At 64.7% G+C, this 8355-nt stretch carries 5 protein-coding genes; all 5 read right to left on the bottom strand.

The features are described 5' to 3' along the window. Positions 1 to 184: 184 nt before the first annotated feature. The 5 genes from ACT84W_RS05935 to ACT84W_RS05915 all read right to left on the bottom strand — a co-directional run bounded on the left by ACT84W_RS05935 (position 185) and on the right by ACT84W_RS05915 (position 8218). Positions 185 to 865 carry a hypothetical protein gene (locus ACT84W_RS05935; RefSeq protein WP_444328555.1) on the bottom strand — a complete coding sequence of 227 codons (681 nt, stop codon included), beginning with the start codon at positions 863 to 865 and terminating at the stop codon, positions 185 to 187. Between the two features lie 141 nt (positions 866 to 1006). Further along, the gene (pheT, locus tag ACT84W_RS05930) at positions 1007 to 3466 is read right to left on the bottom strand and encodes a phenylalanine--tRNA ligase subunit beta (RefSeq protein ID WP_444328554.1); all 2460 of its coding nucleotides are present in this window, start codon (positions 3464 to 3466) and stop codon (positions 1007 to 1009) included. A gap of 15 nt (positions 3467 to 3481) precedes the next feature. Next, positions 3482 to 4549 (bottom strand): phenylalanine--tRNA ligase subunit alpha, encoded by a 1068-nt coding sequence (gene pheS, locus ACT84W_RS05925; RefSeq protein WP_444328553.1) that lies wholly within the window; start codon positions 4547 to 4549, stop codon positions 3482 to 3484. An 824-nt stretch (positions 4550 to 5373) separates the two neighbouring features. After that, positions 5374 to 6696: an MFS transporter gene (locus ACT84W_RS05920; RefSeq protein WP_444328552.1), complete on the bottom strand. Its 1323-nt coding sequence runs from the start codon at positions 6694 to 6696 to the stop codon at positions 5374 to 5376. Positions 6697 to 6766: 70 nt separating this feature from the next. Then, positions 6767 to 8218 (bottom strand): M20/M25/M40 family metallo-hydrolase, encoded by a 1452-nt coding sequence (locus tag ACT84W_RS05915; RefSeq protein ID WP_444328551.1) that lies wholly within the window; start codon positions 8216 to 8218, stop codon positions 6767 to 6769. Between the last annotated feature and the right edge of the window lie 137 nt (positions 8219 to 8355).

Below are 8355 nucleotides of genomic sequence, written 5' to 3'. Positions count from 1 at the left end.
CGCGCGGCCGCCCTGAGCTGCTCTTTCGCAGTTCGTGGCGTTGCTGCGCGAGGAAGTAATTTACGCTCATTGCGAGGGTGTGTCTACGGTATTTCTTGCATTCACATTTCCTCCATATTTAATGCGTCTTAGCGCTTGAGTTTGACCGCTCGCACCATCCTTGCCACCATTCGCCGCCCGCTTATTAACAGGGGGCGCAAGCAAGTCTACGTAACCCTTCGACCATGGTCATGTGCGCCTCGGCTCGTGCCGTCTCGAAGAACTCCGCCGTAAGCAACCGATACTTGGGCGCCCCCTCTATATGGTTGACGCGGTTCTGCTCGACGATTCCCGCGGCCACCTTAGCCGCCGCGCGCGCGTCCTCCCCCGCGATCCGATATTGCGGGAACGCCTCGCACTGCCCGAGTACCGCGTCGGTCACCTCCGGCACGAGCGATATGTCGAGCGTGCGGCCGAAGTCGGCGAAGTCGGCCTGCTTTCCGATGCGCGCCTCCTCCCCCGGCTTCACGCCGATGCGCTGCAGCCATGCCCGGGTATGCGCGTTGTACACGTGATCGCAGACGAGGTGGCACCAAGCGCCTCTTACCAGGTCGGTGACCTCTGAGGCACCGTAGCCCTTGGGGTTCACGCAGTAGAAGTCCCAGAACTCGTCGCAGCGCGGGACCGGGATGTGGTTTCGCAGCGTGAGGTGCGTGAGCTTATAGTCGATCCGCGTCGTCGCGTTCGGGACCATGTAGCCCACGTAGATGTCGGGCGCGAGGTTGCCCAGCAGGAAAGCGTCGACGTCGCGGATGCCTAAGGCGTCCGCCCCTTCCTCCGCGAGCAGGCACTCAACGTGCGCGGTATGGATGTTCCAGCTGGGCATGGGCCTTCCTCTCTATTGATGACGAGTCCATTGTGGCGCAACAAAGCGGCCGGGCACCCAACGGGTACCCGGCCGAAATATCGCGAGCATGAAAACCAGATCGAGCGCGCCCGCACGTCCCGCGGCGCGCCCGAGCACCGTTTAGGAGCGGACCTCGCCGCCGGTGGCGCGAAGGACCTTCTTCACGAGCTTCTCGTGGGCCTTCTCGACCTCCTCGGAGGTGAGGGTGCGGTCGGCCGCGCGGTAGGTCAGCGAGAAGGCCATGGACTTCTTGCCCTTGCCGACGCGGACCGGGTCGCGGTAGACGTCGAAGAGGCGGACATCGGCCAGCAGCTTGCCGCCGGCGCTCGTGATGCGCTGGACGAGCTGCTCATAGGTGACGGACTCGTCGACCACGATGGCGAGGTCGTGCGTGACGCCGGGGAGCGTGGGCACGTCGACATAGGGAAGCTCCTTCTTTGCCAGGCGCAGCAGGTGCTCGACGGAGAGCTCGAAGGCGACGACCGGCTCGTCGACGCCGATCTTCTGGAGGCTGGCGGGGTGGATGTTGCCGACCCAGCCGATGACCTGGCCCTGAGAGAGGACCTCGGCAGCGCGGCCGGGCTGCAGCCAGGGGTACTGCTCGGGGTCCGCGACCTTGAAGCGGACCTTGGTCAGGCGAAGGGCATCGAGGAACGCCTCGACCGAGCCCTTGGCGTCGAAGAAGTCGTACTCAGCGTACTTCTGGTTCCAGGCGTCGTCGGCGCGCTTGCCGGCGAGGACGCCCGCGACGAAGCTCGGCTCATCGGGCTGGGACTTGCCCTCGTGGCCGTAGAAGACGCGGCCGATCTCGTAGAGCGCGACGTTGGGCACGCCGTGGTCGAGGTTGTAGGCCACGGAGCGCAAAAGGCCGGGGAGCATGGACTGGCGCATCTGCGACTGGTCGGCGACGAGCGGGTTGATGATCTTCACGGGGATGCCGCGGCCCTCGTCGGTAATGCCGAGCTTGACGAGGTCGGACGGGTCGGCGAAGCAGTAGGTGCTCGTCTCGGAGAGGCCGCAGGCGCGAAGCGTCTGGCCGATGAGGCGGACGCGGCGCTGGTCGACGGTGAGGCCGCCGGCGTGGTTCTTTGCCGCGGGGAGGGTCGGCGTGATGTCGCCCTCGCCCCACAGGCGGCAGACCTCCTCGATGAGGTCGACCTCACGGGTGAGGTCGGGGCGGTTGGTCGGCGCGGTCACCGTGAGGTGACCGTCGGCCGCGGGCTCGACCTTGCAGCCCAGGCGAGAAAGGCGCTGGACCATGAAGTCGTCGGGCACGTCGGCGCCGCAGAGCATGCGGGCGCGATCGGGGCGGAAGTCGATGACGGGGGCGGGGACAACCATGGGGTAGACGTCCACGGTGCCCGGACAGACCTCGGCGCCGCAGCACTGCTCGAACAGGGCGGCGGCGATCTCGGCGACGTTCGCACAGTTGGCGCCGTCGACCTGGCGCTCGTAGCGGATGGAAGCCTCGCTCATGAGGTCGAGGTTGCGACTCGTGCGGGAGACGTGGCCGGACGAGAAGGTCGCGGACTCGAGCAGGACGTCGGTCGTGTGCTCGTCGATCTCGGAGTTCATGCCGCCCATGACGCCTGCCAGCGCGACCGGGGTCTTGCCGTCGTCGGTGATCACGGCCATGTCCGGCGTGAGCGTGCGCTCGACGCCGTCGAGGGTCTCGAGCTGCTCGCCGTCGGCCGCGGCGCGGACCACGATGTGGCGCTTACCGTCGCGCTCGGTCAGCTTGCCGAGGTCGAAGGCGTGGAGCGGCTGGCCGGTGAGGTACATGACGTAGTTGGTGACGTCGACCACGTTGTTGATGGGGCGGCTGCCCGCGGCGATGACGCGACGGGCGAGCCACTCCGGCGAAGGGCCGATCTTCACGTTGCGGACCACGCGCGCGGTGTAGCGCTGGCAGAGCTCGGGGTCGTCGATCGCGACGTCGACGAGGTCGTGGGCGTCGGGGCCGCACTCGCTCTGCACGCGGGGCAGCTCGATGTGGGTGTCCTCGTCGAGCATCGCGGCGACCTCGACGGCCATGCCGCACATGCTGAGGCAGTCGGGGCGGTTGGGGGTGATCTCGCAGTCGATCACGGTGTCGGACATGCCGCGGTAATCGGTGAAGTCCATGCCCACCGGCGCGTCGGGCGGCAGGATCATGATGCCGTCGTGGTCGTTGCCCAGGCCGAGCTCGCGCTCGGAGCAGTTCATGCCCATCGAGACGACGCCGCGGAGCTTGGACTTCTTGATCTTCACGTCGCCGGGGAGCACAGCGCCGATCATGGCGGTGACGATGTGGTCGCCCTCGTTGAAGTTCTGGGCGCCGCAGACGATCTGCAGCGGCTCGGGCTTGCCGTCGGCGCCGAGGTTCTTCTCGCCCACGTCGACGAGGCAGACGAACATGTGGTCGGAGTCGGGGTGCGGCTTTTTGCTGACGACCTGGGCGGTCACGACGTGGTCGAGGTCGGCGCCGACGCGCTCGACGGCCTCGACCTCGGTGCCCGTGCGGACGAACTCGTCGACGAGCTTGGAGGGGTCCTCCGGCACGTCGACCATGGTCTTGAGCCACTCGTAAGAGATACGCATAAGAGGAGGTCCTTCCTAGAATTGCTTGAGGAAACGCATGTCGCCGGTCATGAGCATGCGCAGGTCGGGTAGGTCGTAGCGAAGGGCCGCCACGCGCTCGACGCCGATGCCGAAGGCGAAGCCGGTGTACTTCTCGGCATCGATGCCGCAGTTGCGGAAGACGTTGGGGTCGACCATGCCGCAGCCCAGGATCTCGAGCCAGCCGGTGTTCTTGCAGAAGCGGCAGCCCTTGCCGTGGCAGACGCCGCACGAGACGTCGACCTCGCAGGAGGGCTCGGTGAACGGGAAGAAGTGCGGGCGGTAGCGGGTGGCGCGGTCCTTGCCGAAGATCTCGCGGGTGAAGTAGTCGAGGGTGCCCTTAAGGTCGCCGAAGGTGATGCCCTCGTCGACGACGAGGCCCTCGACCTGCGTGAACTGCGGCAGGTGGTTGGCGTCGGCGGTGTCGGGGCGGAAGACCGTGCCCGGGCAGATCATGTAGATCGGGGGCTCCTTGGCCTCCATGACGTGGGCCTGGACGCCGGAGGTCTGGGTGCGCAGCAGGACGTCGGACTCGCCCTGGACGTGCACCTCCTTGCCCTCGGGGGCGTTGTCGACCACGTAGAAGGTGTCCTTGGCCGAGCGGCTGGGGTGATCCTCAGGGGCGTTCAGCGCGGTAAAGTTGTAGTAGGTGGTCTCGATGTAGGGACCGTCCTCGACGGTGTAGCCGAGGCCGACGAAGATGTCCTCGATCTCCTCGCGGATCTGAGAGATGAGGTGCTGGGTGCCGAGCGAGAGCTGACGGCCGGGCAGCGTGACGTCGGCGGCGTCGGCCTCCATCTTCTTTGCCATGAGGGCGCGGCTGAGCTCGTTCTTGCGCTCCTTGATGGCCATGTCGACGTTGGCGCGGACGGTGTTGGCGAGCTGGCCCATGGCCGGGCGCTCTTCGGGCGGGACCTTGCCCATGGTGTGCATGATGGCCGTCAGGCTGCCCTTGCGGCCGAGCACGCCCACGCGCAGGGACTCGAGGGCGTCCATGGTCTCGGCCTTGGCCAGCCCCTCCTTGACTTGAGCCTCAATCGACTTGAGGTCTTCGGACATCGACATTGCGTGTTCCCCTTTCCAAACAAAAACCGTCCTCGGACGCATGTCCAAGGACGGCAAGAATTACCGCGGTACCACCTTGATTGACGCTCGCGTTTTCTCTCGCGGGCGTCCACTCGTTTGCCCCGTGCCGTGGGGCCGACGGCTTCCCTACTTGGAACGGCAAGAAGGATGGGCCTTCTGGCCATGCCGTTAAGGTCGCGGCTGGTGGAGTGAACTTCGAGCGTCAGCCTTGGAGGGGCCTCTCAGCCGGTGGGCCCCATCTCTGTCCGCTGGCGACGCGACGCGCGAACCTCTCCGTCGTTGCCTAAGGGTGAATGATAGCACATAAGAAAGGGCGATCGAAATACCGCAGATAATTGCGCGATGTACCCCCTATGTGGGTATAAACACCACAGCCATTGATGCCCCTCGAACGAGGAGTTGAGACGAGCATATGAATAGACGCGTATTCCGCATTTTGGGTGCAGTCTTACTCGGCATTTGCTGCGCTTATGTTTTTATCTATGCGCGTTTCCTTCGACTTGCCGAACTTAAAACGTACTCATCCTTTTTCACTTTCGTACTTTACATTCTTGCGATACCAATCGGGTCTTATTCGCTCGGCCTGTTAATTGGCACCAGTACTTCCATTGTCCCATCAGGTACCAGCCGCACACTACTGGCACTTCGTTCCTGCTGCTTCTCTTTTTATATCCTCGCAGCTTTTGTTGCCTGTCTCCAATCGGCAGAGCTGAGCAGGCCTCTTCTATTCATCTCACGCTACCTTGCACCGGCAGTATTTCTGTTGGCAGGGTTGTTCGAAGGTTCAAAGGTTGGCCGCTCCCCTACTCGTTAGCCTCTTCCCGGCGGGCGACCTCGTCGATGAGAATGGCGTCGCCGTGCTTGGCGCCCGCGACCGAGAGCGACATGAGAGCGCCCATGAGCGCAATGTAGCCAAAGAGCATCGTCGGCTTAAGGTCCATGACCACGCCGGACAGGATCGGGGTTGCCACTTGGGCAGCCATGCTCACGGTGTAATAGTAGCCGGCGTAGCGCCCCACTGACTTGGAGCTGCAGCACTCCAAGATCATGGTGAAGACGCACAGGTCGACGCCGCCCAGCGCCACGCCCATCAGGAGAAACACGACGTAGAGCGCAGGCGAGAAGCCCGGAGCGAACCAGATGAAGACCGGGCACACGGTCATGATGATCGAGGTGATGAGGGCGACCTTTTTTCGGCCGATCTTGAGCGAGAGGTTGGCCAAAGGAACGTAGCTGGCAAGCGCGCCCACGATGGTCACCATGTTGATGATGGCAAAGGAGCCTCCCGCCAACCCGAAGAACATGTCCGCGTAGCGGCTGATGTTGGTGGTCATGGCGTTGTAGCTCATGTAGTAAAAGAAGGTCGCGGACAGCAGCATTGCGATAGAGCGCTGCAGGGACCGATCGGTAACCTTCTCTTTGCCACCCGCCTCCGGCGAGTCGTCCTTATCGATCTCGTCCTCGTCGATGCCCATCTCGAGGGACTTCTCACGCATCTTCTGCACGAGCCCGGGCTCGCGAACAAAGAGGCCGTAAACGACGGCAGCCGCCAGGATGAACACGCCCTGCAGGATGAACAGCGGCAGGTAGTCGGGACGCTCGACCTTGGGAACCATGACCGAGATGGCCACGAGCATAAGACCGGTGCCCGCATAGCCCACGACCTTTTGGATGGAGTTCGCCTTGGTACGAAGCGGGCGTGGCGTGATGTCGGCCACGACCGCCACCGTCATGGTGCGATAGGCGCAGATGGCAAGGAGCGTCAAGATGATTGAGCAGATGAGCAGCGGCAGGCTTCCCATGTTGTTGGCGATGGCGATGAGGGGTACCGCAAGTGCCGCCACTGCCGAGCCGCCCAGGATGAAGGGCGTGCGGCGGCCGAGTTTGGAGGCGCATCGGTCGGACAGGACGCCGAAGACCGGGAGCAGAAAGAGACCGAAGACGTTGTCGACGGCCATGATGGCGCCGGTGAGTGAGTTCGACAGCCCGAAGGTGTTGGTGAGCATCTTTGGCACGATGCCGTCGTAGACCTGCCAGAAACTGATCATGCCCATGAAGGGCAGCGAAGCCAAGGCGACGGCCCTGATATCGAGCTTGGCCGCGCGTTTGAGGTTGAGTTGTGCCATACGGTTCTCCTAGCGTTCAAAAGCAGAAAAGAAGGGCCGCCCTTCTTTGCAGGTCGGCCCTCCAGTTCGGCTACATCCGGGCGAGGTTGGCGAGGAAGGCGACGTAGAACTCGATGCCGCGCTTGTACACGTCCACGCCGATGCGCTCGTTGGCGGCGTGCAGAAGTCCGCGGGCCTCGGCCGAGTAGATGAAGCCGCAGAAGCGGTAGACGCGCTCGCAGATGGCATTGAACTCGTGCGAGTCGGTGCAGGAGTTCTGCACGTACGGGGCGAAGCCGGCCTCGGGGTAGACGCCGGAGACGCAGCGGTGGATGTAGTCGAAGGCGGCGTCATCCTCGTAGGGGCTGATGGGTGCCGGCTCCATGTACGGGATGCTCTCGTCGATCTCGACCGTCACGTGGTCGGGCGTGAGACCCGACGCCTGGCACTGCTGGGCGGCGAGCTTGCGGGCACGATCGACGGCGTCGGCGATGGACTCGAAGGGCGCGACGCGCACGTTGAAGTTGGCACGCGCGACGGGCGGCAGGACGTTATGGGCGGGCGAGCCCTCCATCTGGGTGAGGGCGTAGGTCGTGCGCAGCATCGCCGCGGTCTCGGGGCTGGCGGCCATGATCTTGGTCACCGCCGGGCGGGTGAGCCAGAGGTTGCCGAAGACCGCGCGGTAAAGGTCGGAGCTATGGGCGCCAAGCTCTGCCAGCGTCGCCTCGACGACGGGCGTGAGCACAGGTTTGCCGGGGTTCGCCGAGATGTGCTCGCACACGCGGCACAGCAGGCGGCAGGCGTCGTTAGCGGAAGGCGTTGAGGCGTGGCCGCCGTCGGCGTACGCCGTGACGGTGAGGTCCACGTGGCCCTTCTCGGAAACGCCGACCATGGCCACGGGCACATCGACCCCCAGGGGCGCGTCGGCCGCCACGGCACCGCCCTCGTCGAGCACCATGTACGGATGGATGCCGTGGGCGCGGAACCACTCGACGGCATGCGCGCAGGTGGGCGCCGCGACCTCCTCGCCGTCGCTGGAGAAGAACCAGACGTCGCGCGGGGGCACGTAGCCCTGGCCGACGAGGTGCTCGGCCGCCTCGAAGAACGCGGCGGCGATGCACTTGGTGTCGAGCGTGCCGCGGGCCCAGATCTCGCCGTCGACGATCTCGGCGCCGAAGGGGTCGTGCTCCCACCGCTGGCCCTCGACGGGGACGACGTCTTGGTGGGCCATCATGACCACAGGGTCAAGCGAGGGGTCAGCGCCCGGCCAGCGCAGAAGCATGCCGAAGTCGTCGATGGTCGTGAGCTCGGTCACCTCAAAGAAGCGCGGAAAGAGCCTGCGCAGGGTAGGCGCCCAGCGGCGGAAAGGCTCGTCGTCGCGAAGGGACTTGTCGTCGCGCGACACCGTGGGGATGCGCAGCAGCTCGCGGAAGCGCTCGACAGCGTCGTCGCCCGCCTTGTAGTCGCCGGCGTCCAGCACAGACCCCGCAGGATGGCTCGGCTCCAGGGCACCTGCGCCCTTCTTTGCCTCGCTTGCGCTCATGATGCTCCCCTCGACGGAAATGTATGAACCATGAAAGCATAGGCCAGCGAGCGAAACTCGCTTGGAAGAAGACTGGCGGCGCAATCAAGATTTATATGTTGCGGTCGCGCATGCGAAACTCGAGGCTGCGGCAAGCG

The sequence above is a fragment of the Paratractidigestivibacter sp. genome, from assembly GCF_052362415.1.
Classification (GTDB): domain Bacteria; phylum Actinomycetota; class Coriobacteriia; order Coriobacteriales; family Atopobiaceae; genus Paratractidigestivibacter.
Note: the sequence above shows the minus strand (reverse complement) of the source record. Positions and strands in the feature narration are given on the sequence as shown.

What these genes read in the sequence shown, in the direction of transcription:
- ACT84W_RS05935 (WP_444328555.1), bottom strand. Translation starts at nt 865, where the DNA reads ATGCCCAGCTGGAACATCCATACCGCGCACGTTGAGTGCCTGCTCGCG.
- pheT (WP_444328554.1), bottom strand. Translation starts at nt 3,466, where the DNA reads ATGCGTATCTCTTACGAGTGGCTCAAGACCATGGTCGACGTGCCGGAG.
- pheS (WP_444328553.1), bottom strand. Translation starts at nt 4,549, where the DNA reads ATGTCGATGTCCGAAGACCTCAAGTCGATTGAGGCTCAAGTCAAGGAG.
- ACT84W_RS05920 (WP_444328552.1), bottom strand. Translation starts at nt 6,696, where the DNA reads ATGGCACAACTCAACCTCAAACGCGCGGCCAAGCTCGATATCAGGGCC.
- ACT84W_RS05915 (WP_444328551.1), bottom strand. Translation starts at nt 8,218, where the DNA reads ATGAGCGCAAGCGAGGCAAAGAAGGGCGCAGGTGCCCTGGAGCCGAGC.